Here is a 25,575-nt window from a genome sequence, read left to right as displayed (position 1 = left end):
AACCGTTCTGACAGCTTCGGCTTTGAACTCTTTAGAGTAACGTTGGTTTTTTCTGCTCATTATTAGCTCCTTCTGATGCCATTCTATTTCAGGAAGGAGTGTCCGTTAAACTCAGGCTACCTCATCCAACTCAACGAAAGCCTCTGTATTGGCTGCAAGCTTTGCGCCGTGGTCTGCCCATTTGGCGCAATCAGCGCTTCAGGAAGCCGTCCGGTGAATGCCCCTGCGCAATATGTTTTTCAGGCTGACGGCTCACTCAAAGATGGCGAAGAAAACGCGCCGACCCAACATGCTTTGCTGCGCTGGGAACCGGGTGTCCAGACCGTCGCGGTGAAATGCGACCTGTGTAATTTCTTGCCAGAAGGTCCGGCCTGCGTTCGCGCTTGCCCGAATCAGGCGTTACGGCTGATTACCGACGATAGCCTGCAACGTCAGATGAAAGAAAAACAGCGCCTTGCCGCAAGCTGGTTTGCCAATGGCGGGGAGGATCCCCTTTCCCTCACTCAGGAGCAACACTAATGGATGCCCTGCAATTATTAACCTGGTCGCTGATCCTCTTTCTGTTTGCCAGTCTGGCTTCGCTGTTTTACTCGGTCTGGACAGACTGGCTATTAAGCTTTCCGGCATCACATCGCTGGTGGGCGGCGTGATTGGCATCATCAGCGGAATTACGCAATTACATGCTGGTGTAACTTTAGTCGCCCGTTTTGCCACCCCTTTTGACTTTGCCGATTTAACCCTGCGAATGGATAGCCTCTCGGTATTTATGGTGCTGGTTATCTCCTTGCTGGTGGTGGTTTGTTCGCTCTATTCATTGACTTATATGCGCGAATACGAGGGCAAAGGCGCGGCGGCGATGGGCTTCTTTATGAATCTTTTCATCGCATCGATGGTTGCCCTGCTGGTGATGGACAACGCTTTTTGGTTCATCGTGCTGTTTGAAATGATGTCGCTGTCTTCCTGGTTTCTGGTCATTGCCAGGCAGGATAAAACGTCGATCAACGCTGGCATGCTCTACTTTTTTATCGCCCACGCCGGATCGGTGCTGATTATGATCGCCTTCTTGCTGATGGGGCGCGAAAGCGGCAGCCTCGATTTTGCCAGTTTCGCACGCTTTCACTTTCTCCGGGGCTGGCGTCGGCGATGTTTCTGCTGGCCTTTTTCGGTTTTGGCGCGAAAGCCGGGATGATGCCGTTGCACAGCTGGTTGCCGCGCGCTCACCCTGCCGCACCATCGCACGCTTCGGCGTTGATGTCTGGCGTAATGGTCAAAATCGGTATTTTCGGCATCCTGAAAGTAGCGATGGATCTGCTGGCGCAAACGGGTTTGCCTCTGTGGTGGGGCATTCTGGTGATGGCGATCGGCGCAATCTCCGCGCTCCTGGGCGTGCTATATGCGCTGGCGGAACAGGATATCAAACGGCTGCTGGCCTGGAGTACCGTCGAAAACGTCGGCATTATTTTGCTGGCAGTCGGTGTGGCGATGGACGGTCTGTCACTGCACGACCCGCTGCTCACCGTGGTTGGACTGCTCGGCGCACTGTTTCATCTGCTCAACCATGCGCTGTTCAAAGGGCTGCTATTTCTCGGCGCGGGCGCGATTATTTCGCGTTTGCATACCCACGACATGGAAAAAATGGGGGCACTGGCGAAACGGATGCCGTGGACAGCCGCAGCATGCCTGATTGGTTGCCTCGCGATATCAGCCATTCCTCCGCTGAATGGTTTTATCAGCGAATGGTACACCTGGCAGTCGCTGTTCTCACTAAGTCGTGTGGAAGCCGTAGCGCTACAACTTGCGGGTCCTATTGCTATGGTAATGCTGGCAGTCACTGGTGGGCTGGCAGTAATGTGCTTCGTCAAAATGTACGGTATTACTTTCTGTGGTGCGCCGCGCAGTACACACGCTGAAGAGGCACAGGAAGTGCCAAATACGATGATCGTCGCCATGCTACTGCTCGCGGCACTCTGCGTATTAATTGCGCTTAGTGCCAGTTGGCTGGCACCGAAGATAATGCATATTGCCCATGCGTTTACCAATACCCCTCCCGTCACTGTCGCCAGCGGAATAGCACTTGTACCCGGCACGTTTCATACACGGGTCACTCCTTCATTACTGTTGCTGTTACTACTGGCGATGCCTTTGCTGCCTGGCCTTTACTGGCTGTGGTGTCGTTCGCGCCGCGCAGCGTTTCGTCGCACAGGAGATGCCTGGGCATGCGGCTACGGCTGGGAAAACGCGATGGCTCCGTCAGGCAATGGCGTGATGCAGCCGCTGCGTGTGGTCTTCTCTGCGTTATTTCGTCTACGACAACAGCTCGACCCTACGCTGAGGCTAAATAAAGATCTTGCGCACGTCACCGCCAGGGCTCAGAGCACAGAACCCTTCTGGGATGAGCGGGTGATCCGCCCCATCGTGAGCGCCACCCAACGGCTGGCCAAAGAAATACAGCATCTGCAAAGCGGCGACTTTCGTCTCTATTGCCTGTATCTAGTTGCCGCACTGGTTGTGCTGCTAATCGCTATTGCCGTCTAAGGAAATCACCATGAGACAAACTCTTTGCGACGGATATCTGGTCATTTTTGCGTTAGCACAGGCCGTGATTCTGCTGCTGCTAACCCCGCTTTTTACGGGTATTTCCCGGCAGATACGCGCGCGTATGCACTCCCGCCGCGGGCCGGGGATCTGGCAGGATTATCGCGAGATCCACAAACTGTTTAAACGCCAGGAAGTTGCGCCTATATCTTCAGGTCTGATGTTCCGCCTGATGCCGTGGGTATTAATCAGCAGCATGCTGGTGCTGGCGATGGCCCTACCACTTTTTATTACCGTTTCCCCTTTTGCGGGCGGCGGCGATCTGATCACCCTTATCTATCTTCTTGCCCTGTTTCGTTTTTTCTTTGCTCTTTCCGGACTGGATACCGGAAGCCCGTTTGCGGGAGTCGGTGCCAGTCGCGAGTTGACGCTCGGCATTCTGGTCGAACCCATGCTCATTCTCTCACTGCTGGTATTGGCGCTGATAGCAGGTTCCACGCATATCGAGATGATCAGCAATACGCTGGCAACGGGCTGGAACTCGCCGCTAACCACCGTACTGGCGTTACTGGCCTGTGGTTTTGCCTGCTTCATTGAGATGGGAAAAATTCCCTTTGATGTTGCTGAAGCAGAACAGGAATTACAGGAAGGCCCGCTGACCGAATATTCCGGTGCCGGGCTGGCGCTAGCGAAATGGGGGCTGGGGCTGAAACAGGTCGTGATGGCAGCACTGTTTGTGGCCCTGTTTCTGCCCTTTGGGCGCGCGCAAGAACTTTCTCTCGCCTGCCTGCTGACTTCACTTGTCGTTACGCTGCTCAAGGTTTTGCTGATTTTTGTACTGGCCTCAATCGCAGAAAACACGCTGGCACGCGGGCGTTTTTTACTCATTCACCATGTGACCTGGCTTGGCTTCAGCCTTGCTGCGCTTGCATGGGTCTTCTGGTTAACCGGTCTGTAAGGAGCACTGACGGAATATGGAAAATCTTGCTCTGACGACGTTAATGCTGCCTTTTATCGGCGCACTGGTCGTTTCGTTTTCGCCACAACGTCGGGCCGCCGAATGGGGGTTTTGTTCGCCGCACTGACCACGCTGTGCATGTTGTCGCTGATCTCCGCGTTTTATCAGGCCGATAAAGTTGCCGTCACGTTGACGTTGGTCAACGTGGGGGATGTGGCATTGTTTGGCCTGGTCATTGATCGCGTGAGTACGCTGATTCTGTTTGTGGTGGTGTTTCTCGGTTTGCTGGTCACGATCTACTCCACGGGTTATCTGACGGATAAAAATCGCGAACACCCGCATAACGGCACGAATCGTTATTACGCATTTTTGCTGGTGTTTATCGGCGCGATGGCGGGACTGGTACTCTCCTCGACGCTGCTCGGTCAGTTGTTGTTTTTTGAAATTAGGGCGGCTGCTCCTGGGCGTTGATCAGTTATTACCAGAGCGATAAAGCGCAGCGTTCAACACTAAAAGCGTTGCTTATCACCCATATCGGTTCGTTGGGGTTGTATCTTGCCGCCGCCACGCTGTTTTTGCAGACCGGAACGTTTGTGCTTAGCGCGATGAGCGAGTTACATGGCGACGCACGTTATCTGGTTTATGGCGGCATCCTGTTTGCCGCGTGGGGGAAATCGGCCCAGCTACCGATGCAAGCGTGGCTACCGGACGCAATGGAAGCGCCAACACCGATCAGAGCCTATCTCCACGCCGCATCGATGGTGAAAGTGGGCGGCTGGCACTGGAGGGCAGCATCGCCTACATCGTCAACCACGCGTTCGCTAAAAGCCTGTTTTTCCTTGTAGCAGGTGCGCTGAGTTACAGCTGCGGCACGCGCTTGTTGCCGCGTCTGCGTGGCGTATTGCACTCCCTGCCGTTGCCAGGCGTGGGTTTCTGCGTGGCAGCGCTGGCGATTACCGGTGTGCCGCCGTTCAACGGCTTCTTCAGTAAATTCCCGCTGTTTGCCGCCGGTTTTGCGTTGTCAGTGGAGTACTGGATCCTGCTGCCCGCCATGATTCTGCTGATGATTGAATCGGTCGCCAGTTTCGCCTGGTTTATTCGCTGGTTTGGTCGCGTTGTGCCTGGCAAACCGAGCGAGGCCGTCGCCGATGCCGCACCGCTGCCAGGGTCAATGCGCCTGGTGTTGATTGTACTGATTGTGATGTCGCTGATTTCCAGCGTAATCGCCGCGACCTGGTTGCAGTAAGGAGATGATGAATGATCGGTTCTATGATCGTAAATAATCTGGCGGGACTGATGATGCTGACATCGCTGTTTGTGATTAGCGTCAAAAGCTATCGCCTGTCATGCGGATTTTACGCCTGCCAGTCGCTGGTGCTGGTGTCTATTTTCGCCACTCTCTCGTGCCTGTTCGCCGCAGAGCAACTGCTGATCTGGTCCGCCAGCGCCTTTATCACCAAAGTGCTGCTGGTACCGTTAATCATGACTTACGCTGCACGAAATATTCCCCAGAACATCCCGGAAAAAGCGTTATTCGGTCCGGCAATGATGGCACTGCTCGCGGCGTTAATTGTCCTGCTTTGCGCATTTGTCGTTCAGCCCGTGAAGCTACCGATGGCTACCGGGCTGAAACCGGCGCTGGCGGTAGCGTTAGGTCATTTTCTGCTTGGCCTGCTGTGCATTGTCAGCCAGCGCAATATCCTGCGGCAAATTTTTGGTTACTGCCTGATGGAAAACGGCTCCCATCTGGTGCTGGCGCTTCTTGCCTGGCGAGCACCGGAACTGGTGGAAATAGGTATCGCTACCGACGCCATCTTCGCCGTCATTGTGATGGTGTTACTGGCAAGAAAAATATGGCGTACCCACGGCACGCTGGACGTGAACAACTTGACCGCGCTGAAGGGATAATGAGATGAGTTATTCTGTGATGTTCGCTTTACTCCTGCTCACGCCGCTGCTTTTTTCGCTGCTCTGTTTTGCCTGCCGGAAACGGGGGCTCTCTGCGACTTGTACGGTGACTGTATTACATAGCTTAGGGATCACACTGCTGCTGATTCTGGCACTCTGGGTGGTCCAAACTGCCGCTGATGCAGGAGAAATATTCGCTGCGGGACTGTGGCTTCATATTGATGGTCTGGGCGGTTTGTTCCTCGCCATTCTTGGTGTGATTGGCTTTCTCACCGGTGTTTACTCGATTGGCTACATGCGTCATGAAGTGGCACACGGCGAGCTTTCACCCGTTACACTGTGCGATTACTACGGTTTCTTCCATCTGTTTTTGTTCACCATGCTGCTGGTTGTTACCAGCAATAACCTGATTGTGATGTGGGCGGCGATCGAAGCCACCACCTTAAGCTCGGCGTTTCTGGTAGGCATTTACGGTCAGCGTTCATCGCTGGAATCAGCATGGAAGTACATCATTATTTGTACTGTTGATGTCGCTTTTGGTCTGTTCGGTACCGTGCTGGTATACGCCAACGCCGCCAGCGTTATGCCGCAGGCAGAAATGGCGATATTCTGGAGCGAGGTTCTTAAGCAATCGTCCTTGCTTGACCCAACATTAATGCTGTTGGCCTTTGTGTTTGTGCTAATTGGCTTTGGTACCAAAACCGGGCTATTTCCCATGCACGCCTGGCTGCCGGATGCTCACAGTGAAGCGCCGAGTCCGGTCAGCGCCCTGCTCTCCGCCGTATTGCTGAACTGCGCGCTGTTGGTGCTGATTCGCTATTACATCATTATTTGCCAAGCCATCGGCAGCGATTTCCCCAACCGGTTGTTGCTCATCTTCGGCATGTTGTCGGTTGCCGTGGCGGCATTTTTCATTCTGGTACAGCGGGACATTAAGCGTCTGCTGGCGTACTCCAGCGTGGAGAACATGGGGCTGGTCGCGGTGGCGCTAGGCATTGGCGGGCCGCTGGGAATTTTTGCCGCGCTGCTGCACACCTTAAACCACAGTCTGGCAAAAACGCTGCTGTTCTGCGGTTCCGGCAATGTACTGCTCAAGTACGGCACGCGCGATCTCAACGTCGTCTGTGGGATGCTCAAAATCATGCCATTTACCGCCGTGCTGTTTGGCGGCGGTGCGCTGGCGCTGGCAGGGATGCCGCCCTTCAACATTTTTCTTAGCGAATTTATGACCGTTACCGCAGGACTGGCACGTAATCACCTGCTGATTATCGTCCTGCTGTTATTGCTGTTAACGCTGGTGCTGGCGGGCCTGGTACGGATGGCTGCGCGGGTGTTAATGGCGAAACCGCCGCAGGCCGTTAACCGGGGTGATCTCGGCTGGTTGACCACCTCGCCAATGGTGATTCTGCTGGTCATGATGCTGGCGATGGGAACGCATATTCCACAACCTGTCATCAGGATCCTGGCGGGCGCTTCCACTATAGTCCTCTCAGGGACGCACGACCTGCCTGCACAACGTAGCACCTGGCATGATTTTTTGCCTTCAGGCACCGCATCTGTTTCGGAGAAACACAGTGAACGTTAATTCATCGTCAAATAGTGGCGAAGCGATTCTCGCCGCCCTGAAAACGCAGTTCCCCGGCGCGGTACTGGATGAAGAGCGACAAACGCCTGAACAGGTCACCATTACGGTGAAAATCAATCTGCTGCCTGACGTTGTACATTATCTTTATTATCAACATGATGGCTGGCTTCCAGTCCTGTTTGGCAACGACGAGCGGACACTTAACGGTCATTACGCGGTTTATTATGCCCTTTCAATGGAAGGGGCCGAAAAATGCTGGATCGTGGTGAAGGCACTGGTCGATGCCGACAGTCGGGAGTTTCCGTCAGTCACACCGCGCGTCCCTGCCGCGGTCTGGGGCGAGCGAGAAATTCGCGATATGTACGGGCTGATTCCGGTTGGCCTGCCGGATCAGCGTCGCCTGGTGTTGCCCGATGACTGGCCGGAAGATATGCATCCGCTGCACAAAGATGCGATGGATTATCGACTGCGCCCTGAACCGACGACAGATTCCGAAACGTATGCGTTTATCAATGAGGGCAACAGCGATGCGCGGGTGATCCCTGTCGGCCCGCTGCATATCACCTCCGATGAACCGGGTCACTTCCGCTTGTTTGTGGATGGCGAGCAAATTGTCGATGCTGATTACCGCCTGTTTTATGTCCATCGAGGCATGGAGAAACTGGCAGAAACGCGGATGGGCTACAACGAAGTGACCTTCTTATCGGACCGCGTGTGTGGGATTTGCGGTTTTGCCCACAGTGTGGCCTATACCAACTCGGTTGAAAATGCACTGGGGATTGAGGTGCCGCAACGAGCGCATACCATTCGCTCGATTCTGCTGGAAGTCGAACGGCTACACAGTCATTTGCTCAACCTTGGCCTCTCCTGCCATTTTGTTGGTTTTGATACCGGCTTTATGCAATTTTTCCGCGTGCGGGAAAAGTCGATGACGATGGCGGAATTGCTGACCGGGTCGCGTAAAACCTACGGTCTGAATCTGATTGGTGGTGTTCGCCGCGATATTCTCAAAGAGCAACGTCTGCAAACGCTGAAACTGGTGCGCGAGATGCGCGCCGACGTGTCGGAGCTGGTAGAGATGCTGCTTGCTACGCCGAATATGGAACAACGCACTCAGGGCATTGGCATTCTCGACCGACAAATCGCCCGTGATTATAGCCCTGTAGGGCCGCTGATCCGCGGCAGTGGTTTTGCCCGTGATTTGCGCTTTGATCACCCCTACGCCGACTACGGCAATATTCCAAAAACACTGTTTACCTTCACCGGCGGCGATGTTTTCTCCCGCGTGATGGTCCGTGTCAAAGAGACGTTTGATTCGCTGGCAATGCTGGAATTTGCCCTCGACAACATGCCGGATACCCCACTGCTGACCGAAGGCTTTAGCTATAAACCTCACGCATTCGCGCTGGGCTTTGTTGAAGCGCCACGCGGTGAAGACGTGCACTGGAGCATGCTCGGTGATAACCAAAAATTGTTCCGCTGGCGCTGCCGTGCCGCCACCTACGCCAACTGGCCGGTGTTGCGTTACATGCTGCGCGGCAATACCGTTTCTGACGCACCGCTGATTATCGGTAGCCTTGATCCCTGCTACTCCTGTACCGACCGTGTGACGCTGGTAGATGTGCGCAAGCGCCAGTCAAAAACCGTGCCGTATAAAGAGATCGAACGCTACGGCATTGATCGTAACCGTTCGCCGCTGAAGTAAGGACAGAAGATGCTGAAGTTACTGAAAACTATTATGCGCGCCGGAACCGCGACGGTGAAATATCCCTTCGCGCCACTGGAGGTCAGCCCAGGCTTTCGCGGGAAACCGGACCTGATGCCCAGCCAATGTATTGCCTGCGGCGCCTGTGCTTGTCCGGCAAATGCGCTGACTATCCAGACCGACGACCAGCAAAATTCGCGCACCTGGCAGCTCTATCTGGGGCGTTGTATTTACTGCGGACGTTGTGAAGAAGTGTGCCCGACCAGAGCCATCCAGCTTACCAATAACTTTGAACTGACCGTCACCAATAAAGCCGATCTCTATACCCGCGCGACGTTCCATCTACAACGTTGCAGCCGTTGCGAACGCCCGTTTGCCCCGCAAAAAACCGTCGCACTGGCTGCTGAATTGTTGGCACAGCAACAAAATGCGCCACAAAACCGCGAAATGTTGCGGGCGCAAGCGAGCGTCTGCCCGGAGTGCAAACAACGCGCGACGCTGATCAACGACGATACAGATGTACCGCTGGTGGCTAAGGAGCAGCTATGAGTCCAGTGCTTACACAACATGTCAGCCAGCCCATCACGCTGGATGAGCAAACGCAAAAGATGAAGCGGCATTTGCTACAGGATATCCGTCGCTCAGCCTACGTTTATCGCGTCGATTGCGGCGGCTGCAACGCCTGTGAAATCGAAATTTTTGCTGCCATCACCCCCGTATTCGACGCAGAACGTTTTGGCATTAAGGTTGTTTCATCACCGCGTCACGCCGATATTTTGTTATTTACTGGCGCAGTCACCCGGGCGATGCGTATGCCTGCACTTCGGGCGTATGAGTCTGCCCCCGATCATAAAATCTGTGTTTCCTACGGCGCGTGCGGTGTCGGCGGCGGTATTTTCCACGATCTCTACAGCGTCTGGGGCGGCAGCGACACCATTGTCCCCATTGATGTTTGGATCCCCGGCTGCCCGCCAACACCGGCCGCCACCATTCACGGTTTCGCCGTGGCGCTCGGTTTGCTGCAACAGAAGATTCACGCTGTGGATTATCGCGATCCCACCGGGGTGACTATGCAACCGTTGTGGCCACAGATCCCGCCATCACAGCGTATCGCCATTGAGCGAGAAGCGCGGCGGCTGGCGGGCTATCGTCAGGGGCGAGAAATTTGCGATCGGCTCCTGCGCCATTTAAGCGACGATCCTACAGGAAATCGGGTTAACACCTGGTTGCGCGATGCCGACGATCCACGTCTCAATAGTATCGTTCAGCAACTCTTTCGCGTACTCCGGGGGTTACATGACTGAAGAGTGCGGGGAAATTGTTTTCTGGACGCTGCGAAAAAAGTTTGTCGCCAGTAGCGACGAGATGCCGGAACACCGCTCTCAGGTAATGTATTACTCGCTGGCTATCGGCCATCACGTTGGCGTGATTGATTGTCTGAATGTCGCCTTCCGCTGCCCACTGACGGAAAACGAAGATTGGCTTGCACAGGTCGAAGAGGAGCAAGCCCGACGTAAGATGCTGGGGGTGATGACCTTTGGTGAGATTGTTATTGACGCCAGCCACACCGCCCTGTTGACCCGGGCATTCGCGCTACTGGCAGATGACGCGACGTCTGTGTGGCAGGCGCGTAGCATTCAATTCATTCATCTGTTGGATGAAATTGTGCAGGAACCGGCCATCTATCTGATGGCCAGAAAAATTGCGTGAGAAGGATTTCTCATTAATAAGGACTGTTGATGGCTATGTCAGACGAGGCGATGTTTGCCCCGCCACAAGGAATAACAATTGAAGCGGTAAACGGAATGCTCGCGGAGCGGTTAGCACAGAAACACGGTAAGGCGTCTTTATTACGCGCCTTCATCCCGATGCCGCCGCCGTTCAGCCCGGTACAACTTATTGAACTGCATGTTATCAAAAGCAACTTCTATTACCGCTACCATGATGATGGCAGCGATGTGACGGCAACAACAGAGTATCAGGGCGAGATGGTCGATTATTCGCGTCACGCCGTCCTTCTCGGCAGTAGTGGAATGGCGGAGCTACGCTTTATTCGTACCCACGGCAGCCGTTTTACTCCCTAGGATTGCACACTGTTTAACTGGCTGGCACGCATTATCACTCCGGTTCTGCAATCATGGCTCAATGATGAAGAACAACAGGTGGCGCTGCGTTTGCTGGAGAAAGATCGCGATCATCATCGGGTACTGGTTGATATTACTAATGCAGTGCTGTCACATCTTGATCTCGACGATCTGATCGCTGACGTCGCTCGTGAGATCCATCATTTTTTCGGTCTGGCTTCAGTCAGTATGGTACTGGGCGATCATCGAAAGAACGAGAAGTTTAGCCTGTGGTGCAGCGATCTTTCTGCCTCACATTGTGCGTGTCTGCCACGCAATATGCCTGGCGACAGTGTATTGCTGACACAAACGCTACAAACCCGACAACCGACCTTGACGCACCGTGCAGACGATCTGTTTCTCTGGCAACGCGACCCGTTATTACTCTTACTTGCATCTAACGGCTGCGAATCTGCGCTCCTTATACCGCTTACCTTTGGCAACCATACACCGGGTGCATTGTTGCTGGCGCATACCTCTTCCACTCTCTTTAGTGAGGAAAACTGCCAGCTACTACAACACATAGCCGATCGCATCGCTATTGCCGTTGGCAATGCCGATGCCTGGCGTAGCATGACCGATTTGCAGGAAAGTTTGCAGCAAGAAAACTACCAGCTTAGCGAGCAGCTCCTTTCGAATCTGGGCATCGGTGACATTATCTATCAAAGCCAGGCAATGGAAGACCTGCTCCAGCAGGTAGATATTGTAGCGAAGAGCGACAGTACGGTGTTGATTTGTGGTGAAACCGGAACCGGCAAAGAGGTGATCGCCAGAGCGCTCCATCAACTTAGCACGCGACGCGACAAACCGCTGGTCAAAATCAACTGCGCTGCCATCCCCGCCAGTCTTCTGGAAAGTGAGTTATTCGGTCATGACAAAGGGGCGTTTACTGGTGCGATTAATACACATCGTGGTCGTTTTGAAATTGCCGATGGCGGCACGTTGTTTCTCGATGAAATTGGCGATCTGCCGTTAGAACTTCAGCCTAAACTGCTGCGCGTATTGCAGGAACGGGAGATTGAGCGTCTCGGCGGGAGTAGAACGATCCCGGTGAATGTCAGAGTCATTGCCGCCACCAACCGTGATTTGTGGCAAATGGTTGAAGATCGCCAGTTTCGCAGCAATCTCTTTTATCGCCTGAATGTCTTCCCATTGGAATTGCCGCCGCTACGCGACCGTCCGGAAGATATCCCTCTTTTAGCAAAACATTTCACGCAAAAAATGGCGCGCCATATGAATCGCGCAATTGACGCCATCCCGACCGAGGCGCTACGCCAGTTGATGTCGTGGGACTGGCCGGGCAACGTGCACGAGCTGGAAAACGTGATTGAGCGAGCGGTACTGCTGACTCGCGGTAACAGTCTGAATTTACATCTTAATGTCCGACAAAGCCGTTTACTGCCGACGCTAAATGAAGATTCAGCGCTTCGCAGTTCAATGGCGCAGTTGCTGCACCCGACGACGCCAGAGAATGACGAAGAAGAACGTCAGCGCATTGTTCAGGTATTGCGAGAAACCAATGGCATTGTTGCCGGGCCCCGTGGCGCGGCGACACGATTAGGGATGAAGCGCACCACGCTGCTGTCACGAATGCAGCGTCTGGGGATCTCGGTTCGCGAGGTGTTGTAATCTGCTTTTGCAGGAGTATGCATGAGAAACAAACTCTCTTTCGACTTGCAGTTGAGCGCCAGAAAAGCGGCAATCGCTGAACGGATTGCCGTCCATAAAATTGCCCGCAGTAAAGTGTCGGTCTTTTTAATGGCGATGTCCGCTGGCGTGTTTATGGCGATCGGATTTACTTTTTACCTTTCCGTTATCGCCGATGCCCCGTCTTCACAGGCATTAACCCATCTGGTGGGCGGCCTTTGCTTTACACTCGGCTTTATTTTGCTGGCGGTTTGCGGCACAGCCTGTTCACCTCGTCGGTAATGACGGTGATAGCAAAAAGTCGGGGCGTTATTAGTTGGCGAACTTGGCTGATTAACGCACTTCTGGTGGCCTGTGGTAATCTGGCAGGTATTGCCTGTTTCAGTTTGTTAATCTGGTTTTCCGGGCTGGTGATGAGTGAAAACGCGATGTGGGGAGTCGCGGTTTTACACTGCGCCGAGGGCAAAATGCATCATACATTTACTGAATCTGTCAGCCTCGGCATTATGTGCAATCTGATGGTTTGCCTGGCGCTGTGGATGAGTTATTGCGGGCGTTCGTTATGCGACAAAATCGTCGCCATGATTTTGCCCATCACCCTGTTTGTCGCCAGTGGCTTTGAGCACTGTATCGCCAATTTGTTTGTGATTCCGTTCGCCATTGCCATTCGCCATTTCGCCCCCCCCCTTCTGGCAACTGGCGCACAGTAGCGCAGACAATTTTCCGGCACTGACGGTCAGCCATTTTATTACCGCCAATCTGCTCCCGGTGATGCTGGGTAATATTATCGGCGGTGCAGTGCTGGTGAGTATGTGTTATCGGGCTATTTATTTACGTCAGGAATCCTGAAAAATCAGCCCGGCGAAACAGTTCGTCGGGCTGAAGATTATTCTTGCGCGATTTGCCCATCGGGCCAGGCGTGGATCACGGCTTTGATCAGCGTCGCCAATGGAATGGCGAAGAATACGCCCCAGAATCCCCACAAACCACCGAAGATCACCACCGATAAAATAATCACCAGCGGATGCAGGTTAACCGCTTCGGAGAACAACACCGGTACTAGCAGGTTGCCGTCCAGCGCCTGAATAATCAGATACACCGCGAAGCAGCTCCAGAATTCCGTGCCTGCGCCAAACTGGAATAGCGCCACGCCAACCACCGGAATGGTCACCACAAATGCGCCAATGTACGGAATAAGAACCGAGAAGCCGACCAGCACCGCCAGCAGCAGCGAATAGTTCAGCCCAAAGAGCAAGAACCCCAGCCAGGTGGCGATCCCCACCACGATCATCTCCAGCACTTTGCCGCGGATATAGTTGGTGATTTGTTGATTCATCTCCTTCCACACCTGTCCTGCCAGTCCACGGTTGCGCGGCAGCACCCGACGAACGGCGTTCAGCATCTGCTCTTTGTCTTTCAGCAGGAAGAAGACCATCAATGGCACCAGCACCAGATAGACGGCAATGGTCAGCAAACCGACCAGCGAGGCGAGGGAAATTTTCACCACCGAATCGCCCATGGTCAGCATCCGACTGCGCATATTTTCGGCCATTGCATCAATAATGCCCGCGTCCATTAACGCCGGATAGCGGCGCGGCAACGTGGCGGCAAAGTCAGAAAGCTTATTGAGCATCCCCGGCATATCGCGGATTAAGTAGATGCCCTGTTGCCAGGCGATAGGCAGTACCACGAACGCCATCAGTAGCAATATACCGACAAAAACCACCAATACAATCGACGTCGCCCAGCGGCGGGAGCAGCCAATAGATTGCAGGCGCACGGTTGGCCATTCCAGCAAATAGGCCAGCACAATAGCCACCAGCAACGGAGCAAGCAGGCCACTAAAGAAAAAGATAATGCCAAATCCGGCAACTAAAATAACCAGCAAGGCAATCGCTTCCGGGTCGCTAAAACGGCGGCGATACCATTGCATCAACATTTCGAGCATAAAAACCTTCCCTGAACCTCAAGAGCGGGATTGCGATCCGCAATTGTATCGAAATGTCACAAAAAAGACTTCGCTTTTTATGACGGATTCAGGAAACTGAAAAGTCATTTGAGTGGGCTAATCTTCGCCGTTACACTCAAAGGCGGCGCGGTGGGAACGATATTTCACAGTATCGGTCAAATGACTATCTTCAGAAATACAGGATAGAGGTTATGTTCAGGCAGTTGAAAAAAAACCTGGTTGCAACCCTCATTGCTGCTATGACCATTGGTCAGGTAGCCCCGGCGTTTGCCGACAACGCAGACACCTTGCCGGATATGGGAACCTCCGCAGGAAGCACGCTTTCCATTGGTCAGGAAATGCAGATGGGCGACTATTATGTCCGCCAGCTACGCGGCAGCGCGCCGTTAATTAATGACCCGCTGTTAACGCAATATATTAATTCGCTGGGGATGCGTCTGGTTTCGCATGCCAATTCGGTTAAGACACCGTTTCATTTTTTTCTAATCAACAACGACGAAATTAACGCCTTTGCTTTCTTTGGCGGCAACGTGGTGCTGCACTCTGCCCTGTTCCGTTATTCCGATAACGAAAGTCAACTGGCTTCAGTTATGGCGCACGAAATCTCCCACCTCACCCAACGTCACCTGGCGCGAGCGATGGAAGATCAGCAGCGCAGCACGCCGCTGACCTGGGTCGGCGCGTTAGGTTCTATTTTACTGGCGATGGCCAGTCCGCAGGCGGGGATGGCGGCGCTGACCGGTACACTGGCGGGAACGCGTCAGGGGATGATCAGTTTCACCCAGCAAAATGAACAGGAAGCGGACCGCATTGGTATTCAGGTGCTGCAACGCTCGGGATTCGATCCGCAGGCGATGCCAACCTTCCTCGAAAAATTACTCGATCAGGCGCGTTACTCCTCGCGCCCGCCGGAAATTTTATTGACTCACCCGTTGCCGGAAAGTCGTCTGGCAGATGCCCGCAACCGTGCTAATCAGATGCGACCGATGGTGGTGCAGTCGTCGGAAGATTTCTATCTGGCGAAAGCGCGCACACTGGGGATGTATAATTCCGGACGTAACCAGCTCACCAGTGATTTGCTGGATGAATGGGCGAAAGGAAACGTTCGTCAGCAACGAGCGGCGCAATATGGTCGTGCTTTACAGGCGATGGAAGCCAATAAATACGACGAGGCGCGTAAAACGCTGCAACCGTTACTGGCGGCAGAACCTGGCAACGCATGGTATCTCGATCTGGCTACCGATATCGATCTTGGGCAAAACAAAGCCAATGAGGCAATCAATCGCCTGAAAAATGCCCGTGATTTGCGCACCAATCCGGTGTTGCAGCTCAACCTGGCAAACGCTTATCTGCAAGGCGGTCAACCACAAGAAGCGGCCAATATTCTCAATCGCTACACCTTTAATAATAAAGATGACAGCAACGGCTGGGATTTACTGGCACAGGCGGAAGCCGCGCTAAATAACCGCGATCAGGAGCTGGCTGCGCGAGCAGAAGGTTATGCGCTCGCCGGACGACTCGATCAGGCCATTTCGCTGTTGAGTAGCGCCAGTTCGCAGGTGAAATTAGGCAGCCTGCAACAAGCGCGTTACGATGCGCGCATCGACCAGTTGCGCCAGCTGCAGGAACGCTTTAAGCCTTATACCAAGATGTAATTCGCATTAAAGGAAGAACAATGACCAAACAGGTAAAAATCTACCATAACCCACGCTGTTCAAAGAGCCGGGAAACGCTGAACCTGCTGAAAGAAAACGGCGTGGAGCCAGAAGTGGTACTCTACCTTGAGACACCCGCCGATGCGGCAACGCTGCGCGATTTGCTGAAAATGCTGGGGATGAATAGCGCCCGTGAATTGATGCGCCAGAAAGAGGATCTTTATAAAGAACTGAACCTGGCTGACAGTTCGCTTAGCGAAGAGGCGCTGATTCAGGCAATGGTGGATAATCCGAAGCTGATGGAGCGCCCGATTGTGGTCGCGAATGGCAAAGCGCGGATTGGTCGTCCACCGGAGCAGGTACTGGAAATCGTGGGTTAAGATGTGCTCCATCGCTAGTTGAAGCACATTGCCGGATGCGACGCTTGCCATGTCTTATCCGGCCTACGAATACTATGGATTAACTTCGCGTAGTTCGGATAAGGCGTTCGCGCCGCATCCGACAATAAACACCTTATCTACAACTTCAGAATTTCTTTCACAAACGGAATGGTCAGCTTACGTTGCGCGGTAATCGACGCACGATCCAACTGATCCAACGTCATAAATAGCGTGCGCATTTCTCTGTCGAGCCGCTTCAGCAAGAAACGCCCCACATCTTCCGGCAGTTCAAAACCACGCAAACGCGCGCGTAACTGTAGCGCCTGCAACTTATCTTCATCAGAAAGTGGCTGCAATTTGTAGATCTGCCCCCAGTCGAGTCGCGACGCGAGATCCGGTAATCCCAGATTCAACTGCCGCGGTGGACGATCGCCGGTGATCAACAACCGTGTTTTGCCCGATTCCAGAATTCGATTGTAGAGATCGAAAATCGCCATCTCCCACAACTCATCGCCTGCAATACACTCAATGTTGTCGATACAAACCAGCGACAAATGCTCCATACCGTCGAGCACTTCCGGAACAAACCAAGTGCGTTTATCCAGCGGGACATAGCCCACCGCATCGCCACGCTGCGACAATTCCGCGCAAGCCGCGTGCAGCAGATGGCTGCGCCCCGCGCCTTCGCGTGCCCAGAGATAGATGTAACCGCTATGTTCCTGACGCAGCACGTTTTGCAGCGCGGCCAGTAAAGAGGAGTTATCCCCCGGCCAGAAACTTGCAAAGGTTTCGTCGTCAGGAAGATAAAGTGGCAAAGAGAGCTGTGCCGGTGTGTTCAGAGATACCTCAACCAGGATTTCACAAAATCGCGAGAAGTTTACCACAGAATCCCATGATGTTTGAACCGGGCAGCAACACTGCCCGGTCGGTACATTATTTGTCTGTTATATCCGCCTCTTCTGCGTCCAGCACCACTTCTTCAGGGCGCAGCACACTGATCAGTTTGAAAATCAAACTTAAGCCGATACCGACGATGGTCGCCAGCGCCATACCTTTTAACTCCGCCGCGCCGATGTTTACCTTCGCGCCACTGACGCCGATGATCAAAATCACGGAAGTCAGGATCAGGTTCTGTGCTTTGTTGTAATCCACTTTCGATTCGATCAAAACACGAATACCGGAAGCACCGATGACACCATAAAGCAGCAGCGAAACGCCGCCCATCACCGGCAATGGGATCATCTGGATAGCGGCAGCCAGTTTACCGACGCAGGAAAGCAGGATAGCGAAAATCGCCGCCCCGCCGATAACCCAGGTACTGTAAACACGGGTGATCGCCATCACGCCAATGTTTTCTCCGTAAGTGGTATTTGGCGTGGAGCCAAAGAAGCCGGAGATCACGGTCGACAGGCCGTTAGCAAACATCGAACGGTGCAGACCTGGATCGCGCAGCAGATCTTTTTTGACGATATTAGCCGTTACTACCAGGTGCCCTACGTGTTCGGCAATAACCACTAACGCCGCTGGCAGAATAGTCAGAATGGCAAACCACTCGAAGCGCGGCGTATAGAGGGTTGGCAGCGCAAACCAGTGAGCATTAATAATCGGCGTGGTATCGACAATTCCCATTGCGAAAGAGAGCGCGTAGCCCACCAGCACGCCAATTAAAATCGGGATAATTGCCAGGAAACCACGAAACAGCACGGAACCTAAAACCGTGACCGCCAGGGTGGTAATAGAGATGATGATGGTTTTGGAGTCTGGCGTTTGCCCTTCAGCCGGGAGTAAACCCGCCATACCGGCAGCTACGCCCGCCAGCTCCAGACCGATGACGGCAACGATTGCGCCCATTGCCGCAGGTGGAAACAGCACGTCCAGCCAGCCGGTCCCCGCTTTCTTCACGATAAAAGAAACCAGGCAGAACAGCACGCCGCACATAATAAAGCCGCCCAGCGCGACTTCATACCCTAACGGCAACAGTAACAATACCGGTGAAATAAAGGCAAAGCTGGAACCAAGATAAGCCGGAATTTTCCCTTTACAGATGAAGAGATACAGCAGCGTTCCAATACCGTTAAATAACAGTACAGTCGCCGGGTTAATATGAAATAAGACGGGCACCAGGACGGTTGCACCAAACATGGCGAACAAATGTTGCAAACTAAGCGGGATTGTCTGTAAAAGTGGCGGTCTTTCACTCACCCCGATAGCACGGCGCGTCATAGTATTATCCTCTGTATTATGTGTTATAGGCGCTTTACTCAAAAAAAAGCCGACTCTTAAAGTCGGCTTTAATTATTTTTATTCTTTATTTCGTACCAAAGATTTTGTCACCGGCATCGCCGAGGCCCGGAATAATGTATCCGTGCTCGTTCAGTCCCTGATCAATCGATGCGGTATACAGTTCGACGTCCGGGTGCGCTTTTTCCAGCGCAGCGATACCTTCTGGCGCAGCGACCAGCACCAGAACTTTGATGCTGCTGCAGCCCGCTTTTTTCAGCAGGTCGATGGTCGCGATAACGGAACCACCGGTTGCCAGCATTGGGTCAACGATCAGCGCCATACGCTCATCGATGTTAGAAACCAGTTTCTGGAAGTACGGTACCGGCTCCAGCGTTTCTTCATTACGGTACATACCGACAACGCTGATGCGCGCGCTCGGAACATTTTCCAGCACACCGTCCATCATACCAAGACCCGCACGCAGAATTGGCACAACGGTAATTTTCTTACCTTTGATCTGGTCGATTTCTACCGGGCCGTTCCAGCCTTCGATAGTTACTTTTTCCGTTTCGAGGTCGGCGGTCGCTTCGTAAGTCAGCAGGCTACCCACTTCGGAAGCGAGTTCGCGAAAGCGCTTGGTGCTGATATCTTGCTCACGCATCAGTCCCAGCTTGTGTTTGACGAGTGGGTGTTTGACTTCCACGATCTTCATACTCTTTCTCCTTTGAGGGGCAGCCACAAAAAAATCGACGGATTATACCTCCTTTCTTCAAGGCGGCAATATTCTTTTCGTTGACTTTAGTCAAAATGATAACGATTTGAGATAAAGTTATTTTATATTCAAATGGTTATGAAAGAAGATCATTCCATCCGAAAACTAACCTTTGCCCTGGCACAAGTCTTCTTTCGCCGCGCGTCTGGGGAAAAGACGTGCAAAAAGGTTGTGCAAAGCAGCCTCGCAAACGTTTGCTTTCCCTGTTAGAATTGCGCCGAATTTTATTTTTCTACCGCAAGTAACGCGTGGGGACCCAAGCAGTGACCGATAAAACCTCTCTTAGCTACAAAGATGCCGGTGTTGATATTGACGCGGGTAATGCTCTGGTTGGAAGAATCAAAGGCGTAGTGAAGAAAACGCGTCGTCCGGAAGTGATGGGCGGTCTGGGCGGCTTCGGTGCGCTGTGTGCATTGCCGCAAAAATATCGTGAACCCGTGCTGGTTTCCGGCACTGACGGCGTAGGTACCAAGCTGCGTCTGGCAATGGACTTAAAACGTCACGACACCATTGGTATTGATCTGGTCGCCATGTGCGTTAATGACCTGGTGGTGCAAGGTGCAGAACCGCTGTTTTTCCTCGACTATTACGCAACCGGAAAACTGGATGTTGATACCGCTTCAGCGGTGATCAGCGGCATCGCGGAAGGTTGTCTGCAATCGGGCTGTTCACTGGTGGGTGGCGAAACGGCAGAAATGCCGGGGATGTATCACGGTGAAGATTACGATGTCGCGGGTTTCTGCGTGGGCGTGGTAGAAAAATCAGAAATCATCGACGGCTCTAAAGTCAGCGACGGCGATGTTCTGATTGCACTCGGTTCCAGCGGTCCGCACTCGAACGGCTATTCGCTGGTGCGCAAAATTCTTGAAGTCAGCGGTTGTGATCCGCAAACCACCGAACTTGATGGTAAGCCATTAGCCGATCATCTGCTGGCACCGACCCGCATTTACGTGAAGTCAGTGCTGGAGTTGATTGAAAAGGTCGATGTGCATGCCATTGCGCACCTGACCGGCGGCGGCTTCTGGGAAAACATTCCACGCGTATTGCCAGATAATACTCAGGCAGTGATTGATGAATCTTCCTGGCAGTGGCCGGAAGTGTTCAACTGGCTGCAAACGGCAGGTAACGTTGAGCGCCATGAAATGTATCGCACCTTCAACTGCGGCGTCGGGATGATTATTGCCCTGCCTGCTCCGGAAGTGGACAAAGCCCTCGCCCTGCTCAATGCCAACGGTGAAAACGCGTGGAAAATCGGTATCATCAAAGCCTCTGATTCCGAACAACGCGTGGTTATCGAATAATGAATATTGTGGTGCTTATTTCCGGTAACGGAAGTAATTTACAGGCAATTATTGACGCCTGTAAAACCAACAAAATTAAAGGCACCGTACGGGCAGTTTTCAGCAATAAGGCCGACGCGTTCGGCCTTGAACGCGCCCGCCAGGCGGGTATTGCAACGCATACGCTCATCGCCAGCGCGTTTGACAGTCGTGAAGCCTATGACCGGGAGTTGATTCATGAAATCGACATGTACGCACCCGATGTGGTCGTGCTGGCTGGTTTTATGCGCATTCTCAGCCCGGCGTTTGTCTCCCACTATGCCGGGCGTTTGCTGAACATTCACCCTTCTCTGCTGCCGAAATATCCCGGATTACACACCCATCGTCAGGCGCTGGAAAATGGCGATGAAGAGCACGGTACATCGGTGCATTTCGTCACCGATGAACTGGACGGTGGCCCGGTTATTTTACAGGCGAAAGTCCCGGTATTTGCTGGTGATACGGAAGATGACGTCACCGCCCGCGTGCAAACCCAGGAACACGCTATTTATCCACTGGTGATTAGCTGGTTTGCCGATGGTCGTCTGAAAATACACGAAAACGCCGCGTGGCTGGATGGTCAACGTCTGCCGCCGCAGGGCTACGCTGCCGACGAGTAATGCCCCCGTAGTTAAAGCGCCAGCTCTGCCGCTGGCGTTTTTCAATTCACCTGTAAATCGCAAGCTCCAGCAGTTTTTTTCCCCCTTTTCTGGCATAGTTGGACATCTGCCAATATTGCTCGCCATAATATCCAGGCAGTGTCCCGTGAATAAAACGGAGTAAAAGTGGTAATGGGTCAGGAAAAGCTATACATCGAAAAAGAGCTCAGTTGGTTATCGTTCAATGAACGCGTGCTTCAGGAAGCGGCGGACAAATCTAACCCGCTGATTGAAAGGATGCGTTTCCTGGGGATCTATTCCAATAACCTTGATGAGTTCTATAAAGTCCGCTTCGCTGAACTGAAGCGACGCATCATTATTAGCGAAGAACAAGGCTCCAACTCTCATTCCCGCCATTTACTGGGCAAAATTCAGTCCCGGGTGCTGAAAGCCGATCAGGAATTCGACGGCCTCTACAACGAGCTATTGCTGGAGATGGCGCGCAACCAGATCTTCCTGATTAATGAACGCCAGCTCTCCGTCAATCAACAAAACTGGCTTCGTCATTATTTTAAGCAGTATCTGCGTCAGCACATTACGCCGATTTTAATCAATCCTGACACTGACTTAGTGCAGTTCCTGAAGGATGATTACACCTATCTGGCGGTGGAAATTATCCGTGGAGACACCATCCGTTACGCGCTGCTGGAGATCCCATCAGATAAAGTGCCGCGCTTTGTGAATTTACCGCCAGAAGCGCCGCGTCGACGCAAGCCGATGATTCTTCTGGATAACATTCTGCGTTACTGCCTTGATGATATTTTCAAAGGCTTCTTTGATTATGACGCGCTGAATGCCTATTCAATGAAGATGACCCGCGATGCCGAATACGATTTAGTGCATGAGATGGAAGCCAGCCTGATGGAGTTGATGTCTTCCAGTCTCAAGCAGCGTTTAACTGCTGAGCCGGTGCGTTTTGTTTATCAGCGCGATATGCCCAATGCGCTGGTTGAAGTGTTACGCGAAAAACTGACTATTTCCCGCTACGACTCCATCGTCCCCGGCGGTCGTTATCATAATTTTAAAGACTTTATTAATTTCCCCAATGTCGGCAAAGCCAATCTGGTGAACAAACCACTGCCGCGTTTACGCCACATTTGGTTTGATAAAGCCCAGTTCCGCAATGGTTTTGATGCCATTCGCGAACGCGATGTGTTGCTCTATTATCCTTATCACACCTTTGAGCATGTGCTGGAACTGCTGCGTCAGGCTTCGTTCGACCCGAGCGTACTGGCGATTAAAATTAACATTTACCGCGTGGCGAAAGATTCACGCATCATCGACTCGATGATCCACGCCGCACATAACGGTAAGAAAGTCACTGTGGTGGTTGAGTTACAGGCGCGTTTCGACGAAGAAGCCAACATTCACTGGGCGAAGCGCCTGACCGAAGCAGGCGTGCACGTTATCTTCTCTGCGCCGGGGCTGAAAATTCACGCCAAACTGTTCCTGATTTCACGTAAAGAAAACGGTGAAGTGGTCCGTTACGCACACATCGGGACCGGGAACTTTAACGAAAAAACCGCGCGTCTTTATACTGACTATTCGTTGCTGACCGCAGATGCGCGTATCACCAACGAAGTACGGCGGGTATTTAACTTTATTGAAAACCCATACCGCCCAGTGACATTTGATTATTTAATGGTGTCACCGCAAAACTCTCGCCGTCTGTTATATGAAATGGTAGACCGCGAAATCGCCAACGCGCAGCAAGGGCTGCCCAGTGGTATCACCCTGAAGCTAAATAACCTTGTCGATAAAGGCCTGGTTGATCGTCTGTATGCGGCCTCCAGCTCCGGCGTACCGGTTAATCTGCTGGTTCGCGGAATGTGTTCGCTGATCCCCAATCCGGAAGGCATTAGCGACAACATTCGTGCCATCAGTATTGTTGACCGTTACCTTGAACATGACCGGGTTTATATTTTTGAAAATGGCGGCGATAAAAAGGTCTACCTTTCTTCCGCCGACTGGATGACGCGCAATATTGATTATCGTATTGAAGTGGCGACACCGCTGCTCGATCCGCACCTGAAGCAGCGGGTGCTGGACATCATCGACATATTGTTCAGCGATACGGTCAAAGCACGTTATATCGATAAAGAACTCAGTAATCGCTACGTTCCCCGCGGCAATCGCCGCAAAGTACGGGCGCAGTTGGCGATTTACGACTACATCAAATCACTCGAACAACCTGAATAACCCTATGCCAATACACGATAAATCCCCTCGTCCGCAGGAGTTTGCTGCGTCGATCTTGGTTCAAACAGTTTTCACATGGTCATAGCCCGTGTGGTAGATGGTGCCATGCAGATTATTGGCCGCCTGAAACAGCGAGTGCATCTGGCGGACGGCCTGGGGCCAGATAATATGTTGAGTGAAGAGGCAATGACGCGCGGTTTGAACTGTCTGTCGCTGTTTGCCGAACGGCTACAAGGGTTTTCTCCTGCCAGCGTCTGTATAGTCGGCACCCATACGCTGCGTCAGGCGCTGAACGCCACTGACTTTCTGAAACGCGTGGAAAAGGTCATTCCCTACCCGATTGAAATTATTTCCGGTAATGAAGAAGCCCGTCTGATTTTTATGGGCGTGGAACATACCCAACCGGAGAAAGGTCGCAAACTGGTTATTGATATTGGCGGCGGATCTACGGAACTGGTGATTGGTGAAAATTTCGAACCGATTCTCGTTGAAAGCCGCCGGATGGGTTGTGTCAGCTTTGCCCAGCTTTACTTCCCTGGCGGGGTCATCAATAAAGAGAATTTTCAGCGCGCTCGTATGGCGGCAGCACAAAAACTGGAAACTTTAACCTGGCAATTCCGTATTCAGGGCTGGAACGTGGCAATGGGCGCTTCCGGTACCATAAAAGCCGCCCATGAAGTGTTAATGGAAATGGGCGAGAAAGACGGGATAATTACCCCGGAACGTCTGGAAAAACTGGTAAAAGAAGTTTTACGTCACCGTAATTTCGCATCGCTGAGTTTACCGGGTCTTTCCGAAGAGCGGAAAACAGTCTTCGTTCCTGGACTGGCGATTTTATGCGGTGTGTTTGATGCTTTAGCCATCCGTGAACTGCGCCTTTCTGACGGGGCGTTACGCGAAGGCGTACTGTACGAAATGGAAGGACGTTTCCGTCATCAGGATGTGCGTAGTCGCACCGCCAGCAGCCTCGCCAACCAGTATCACATCGACAGCGAACAGGCCCGACGGGTGCTGGATACCACTATGCAAATGTACGAACAGTGGCGGGAACAGCAACCGAAGCTGGCGCATCCGCAACTGGAGGCGCTACTGCGATGGGCCGCCATGCTGCATGAGGTCGGGTTGAATATCAACCACAGCGGTTTGCATCGCCACTCCGCTTATATTCTGCAAAACAGTGACTTGCCGGGTTTTAATCAGGAACAGCAGCTGATGATGGCGACACTGGTGCGCTATCACCGCAAAGCGATTAAACTCGACGATCTGCCGCGCTTTACCTTGTTTAAGAAGAAACAGTTCCTGCCACTGATTCAGCTATTGCGCCTTGGCGTATTACTCAACAATCAACGTCAGGCAACCACCACACCGCCAACATTGACACTGATTACTGATGACAGTCACTGGACACTGCGTTTCCCGCATGACTGGTTTAGTCAGAATGCGTTGGTACTGCTTGATCTGGAAAAGGAGCAAGAATACTGGGAAGGCGTGGCTGGCTGGCGGTTGAAAATTGAAGAAGAAAGTACACCTGAAATCGCCGCTTAATGCTTTGCGGGCCGACGAGAAATGTCGGCCGCATTATTCAGGCACTTTCGCGAATGGGTTCGATTGAAGTGGCACACTGAATTTGGCCACCTGAACAGAGGTGATATGCTCACCTCAGAACAACACAGGTGCTCCAATGAAAAAAAGAAATTTTAGCGCAGAGTTTAAACGCGAATCCGCTCAACTGGTTGTTGACCAGAAATACACGGTGGCAGATGCCGCCAAAGCTATGGATGTTGGCCTTTCCACAATGACAAGATGGGGCAAACAACTGCGTGATGAGCGTCAGGGCAAAACACCAAAAGCCTCTCCGATAACACCAGAACAAATCGAAATACGTAAGCTGAGGAAAAAGCTACAACGCATTGAAATGGAGAATGAAATATTAAAAAA

Annotated in this window: 19 protein-coding genes and 5 pseudogenes; 20 read left to right on the top strand and 4 right to left on the bottom strand. The window is 52.6% G+C overall.

Features of this window, described 5'->3' with window-relative positions; all coding sequences use genetic code 11:
- Positions 1-120: 120 nt before the first annotated feature.
- The 13 genes and pseudogenes from hyfA to focB all read left to right on the top strand — a co-directional run.
- Positions 121-519: pseudogene (gene hyfA, locus BHE85_RS19340) on the top strand (hydrogenase 4 subunit HyfA); the annotation flags it as partial.
- Positions 519-2,535, top strand: a pseudogene (gene hyfB, locus BHE85_RS19335) (hydrogenase 4 subunit B). The pseudogenes hyfA and hyfB, both read left to right, overlap by 1 nt.
- 10 nt (positions 2,536-2,545) lie before the next feature.
- On the top strand, positions 2,546-3,493 hold the full coding sequence (gene hyfC / locus BHE85_RS19330; RefSeq protein WP_005007788.1) for a hydrogenase 4 subunit HyfC: 948 nt from the start codon (positions 2,546-2,548) through the stop codon (positions 3,491-3,493).
- 16 nt (positions 3,494-3,509) lie between these two features.
- Positions 3,510-4,739: pseudogene (locus tag BHE85_RS19320) on the top strand (hydrogenase 4 subunit D).
- Positions 4,740-4,750: 11 nt separating this feature from the next.
- Positions 4,751-5,401 carry a hydrogenase 4 membrane subunit gene (gene hyfE / locus BHE85_RS19315; RefSeq protein WP_000580447.1) on the top strand — a complete coding sequence of 217 codons (651 nt, stop codon included), beginning with the start codon at positions 4,751-4,753 and terminating at the stop codon, positions 5,399-5,401.
- A 4-nt stretch (positions 5,402-5,405) separates the two neighbouring features.
- Entirely contained in the window at positions 5,406-6,986 is a 1,581-nt protein-coding gene (gene hyfF / locus BHE85_RS19310) for a hydrogenase 4 subunit F (protein ID WP_000122547.1), read from the top strand.
- Positions 6,976-8,691: a hydrogenase 4 catalytic subunit HyfG gene (hyfG, locus tag BHE85_RS19305; RefSeq protein ID WP_001102334.1), complete on the top strand. Its 1,716-nt coding sequence runs from the start codon at positions 6,976-6,978 to the stop codon at positions 8,689-8,691. Before hyfF ends, hyfG begins: the two co-directional genes overlap by 11 nt.
- A gap of 9 nt (positions 8,692-8,700) precedes the next feature.
- On the top strand, positions 8,701-9,240 hold the full coding sequence (gene hyfH / locus BHE85_RS19300; protein ID WP_000916081.1) for a hydrogenase 4 subunit H: 540 nt from the start codon (positions 8,701-8,703) through the stop codon (positions 9,238-9,240).
- Positions 9,237-9,995, top strand: a complete 759-nt coding sequence (gene hyfI, locus BHE85_RS19295; RefSeq protein WP_000075558.1) for a hydrogenase 4 catalytic subunit HyfI — start codon at positions 9,237-9,239, stop codon at positions 9,993-9,995. Before hyfH ends, hyfI begins: the two co-directional genes overlap by 4 nt.
- Positions 9,988-10,401: a hydrogenase 4 assembly chaperone HyfJ gene (hyfJ, locus tag BHE85_RS19290; RefSeq protein WP_004985596.1), complete on the top strand. Its 414-nt coding sequence runs from the start codon at positions 9,988-9,990 to the stop codon at positions 10,399-10,401. Before hyfI ends, hyfJ begins: the two co-directional genes overlap by 8 nt.
- 29 nt (positions 10,402-10,430) lie before the next feature.
- A complete protein-coding gene (locus BHE85_RS27780; protein WP_001251568.1) occupies positions 10,431-10,775 on the top strand; it encodes a hypothetical protein in 345 nt (114 codons plus the stop codon).
- Positions 10,776-10,853: 78 nt separating this feature from the next.
- Entirely contained in the window at positions 10,854-12,443 is a 1,590-nt protein-coding gene (locus BHE85_RS19285; RefSeq protein ID WP_001208046.1) for a sigma-54-dependent Fis family transcriptional regulator, read from the top strand.
- A gap of 21 nt (positions 12,444-12,464) precedes the next feature.
- Positions 12,465-13,310: pseudogene (gene focB / locus BHE85_RS19280) on the top strand (formate transporter FocB).
- 37 nt (positions 13,311-13,347) lie between these two features.
- Here focB and BHE85_RS19270 read toward each other — a convergent pair.
- On the bottom strand, positions 13,348-14,409 hold the full coding sequence (locus BHE85_RS19270; RefSeq protein ID WP_000892044.1) for an AI-2E family transporter: 1,062 nt from the start codon (positions 14,407-14,409) through the stop codon (positions 13,348-13,350).
- A 212-nt stretch (positions 14,410-14,621) separates the two neighbouring features.
- On the opposite strand from BHE85_RS19270, the gene bepA reads away from it, so the two are divergent.
- Both bepA and arsC read left to right on the top strand, forming a co-directional pair.
- Positions 14,622-16,085 carry a beta-barrel assembly-enhancing protease gene (bepA, locus tag BHE85_RS19265; protein ID WP_000489640.1) on the top strand — a complete coding sequence of 488 codons (1,464 nt, stop codon included), beginning with the start codon at positions 14,622-14,624 and terminating at the stop codon, positions 16,083-16,085.
- A 20-nt stretch (positions 16,086-16,105) separates the two neighbouring features.
- A complete protein-coding gene (gene arsC, locus BHE85_RS19260; protein ID WP_000166449.1) occupies positions 16,106-16,465 on the top strand; it encodes an arsenate reductase (glutaredoxin) in 360 nt (119 codons plus the stop codon).
- A 137-nt stretch (positions 16,466-16,602) separates the two neighbouring features.
- Here arsC and BHE85_RS19255 read toward each other — a convergent pair whose 3' ends face one another.
- The 3 genes from BHE85_RS19255 to upp form a co-directional block, all read right to left on the bottom strand.
- Positions 16,603-17,304, bottom strand: a complete 702-nt coding sequence (locus BHE85_RS19255; RefSeq protein ID WP_001307333.1) for a DnaA inactivator Hda — start codon at positions 17,302-17,304, stop codon at positions 16,603-16,605.
- Positions 17,305-17,398: 94 nt separating this feature from the next.
- A complete protein-coding gene (gene uraA, locus BHE85_RS19250; protein ID WP_005026368.1) occupies positions 17,399-18,688 on the bottom strand; it encodes a uracil permease in 1,290 nt (429 codons plus the stop codon).
- A gap of 85 nt (positions 18,689-18,773) precedes the next feature.
- The gene (gene upp / locus BHE85_RS19245; RefSeq protein WP_001295473.1) at positions 18,774-19,400 is read right to left on the bottom strand and encodes a uracil phosphoribosyltransferase; all 627 of its coding nucleotides are present in this window, start codon (positions 19,398-19,400) and stop codon (positions 18,774-18,776) included.
- Positions 19,401-19,723: 323 nt separating this feature from the next.
- Between upp and purM the strand changes: the two genes are divergently transcribed.
- The 5 genes and pseudogenes from purM to BHE85_RS19220 form a co-directional block, all read left to right on the top strand.
- Complete coding sequence (purM, locus tag BHE85_RS19240) at positions 19,724-20,761, top strand: phosphoribosylformylglycinamidine cyclo-ligase (RefSeq protein WP_001295474.1); 1,038 nt, start codon at positions 19,724-19,726, stop codon at positions 20,759-20,761.
- A complete protein-coding gene (gene purN / locus BHE85_RS19235) occupies positions 20,761-21,399 on the top strand; it encodes a phosphoribosylglycinamide formyltransferase (RefSeq protein ID WP_001028617.1) in 639 nt (212 codons plus the stop codon). Before purM ends, purN begins: the two co-directional genes overlap by 1 nt.
- Before the next feature lie 171 nt (positions 21,400-21,570).
- The gene (gene ppk1, locus BHE85_RS19230; RefSeq protein ID WP_000529577.1) at positions 21,571-23,637 is read left to right on the top strand and encodes a polyphosphate kinase 1; all 2,067 of its coding nucleotides are present in this window, start codon (positions 21,571-21,573) and stop codon (positions 23,635-23,637) included.
- Positions 23,638-23,641: 4 nt separating this feature from the next.
- Positions 23,642-25,182, top strand: a pseudogene (gene ppx / locus BHE85_RS19225) (exopolyphosphatase).
- 136 nt (positions 25,183-25,318) lie between these two features.
- On the top strand, positions 25,319-25,575 hold a 257-nt coding region (locus tag BHE85_RS19220), incomplete at its 3' end, for an IS3 family transposase (protein WP_069673479.1).

It is taken from the genome of Shigella sp. FC1567 (genome assembly GCF_001743015.1).
GTDB classification, from domain to species: Bacteria; Pseudomonadota; Gammaproteobacteria; order Enterobacterales; family Enterobacteriaceae; genus Escherichia; species Escherichia coli.
Note: the sequence above shows the minus strand (reverse complement) of the source record. Positions and strands in the feature narration are given on the sequence as shown.